1 protein-coding gene is annotated in these 582 nt (G+C 42.6%); it reads left to right on the forward strand.

What is annotated here, in order from left to right:
- Positions 1–582 (forward strand): HAD family hydrolase (locus tag AC1DUW_RS31985; RefSeq protein WP_477644600.1); only part of this gene is annotated, 582 nt, incomplete at both ends.

Below are 582 nucleotides of genomic sequence, written 5' to 3' on the forward strand. Positions count from 1 at the left end.
ATTGCGGTGATTGTAATAGCTTGCCCCTGTGCTTTAGGTTTGTCTACCCCAACATCAATCATGGCCGGGTCAGGGCGTGCTGCAGAGTTCGGTATTTTATTTAAAGGCGGAGAACACCTGGAAACTACTCACCATATTGATACGGTTATTTTAGACAAAACGGGAACTGTTACTAATGGTACACCAGTGTTAACCGATGTCCTCATCGAAAATGGAATGGGTGAACAACACTTTTTATCTCTTATCGGGGCCGCTGAAAAACAATCTGAACACCCACTTGCACAATCAATTGTTCAAGGAATTCAAGAAAGAAAAATATCACTTGCATTGGCTCAGGAATTCGAAGCTATTCCAGGTTACGGGGTAAAAGCTGTTGTGGATCAAAAAGTGTTACTGGTGGGTACACGGAAATTAATGAAGCAAAACAACGTGGATATTACAAAAGCACTACCGGCCATGGAAGACCTTGAAGGGCAAGGTAAAACCGCGATGCTGGCTAGCATTGATGGTGAATATGCAGGTCTTATTGCTGTGGCGGATACCATAAAAGACACTTCTCAAACAGCCATAAAAAGGTTAAAA

The sequence above is a fragment of the Peribacillus sp. P4_C12 genome (genome assembly GCF_056402095.1).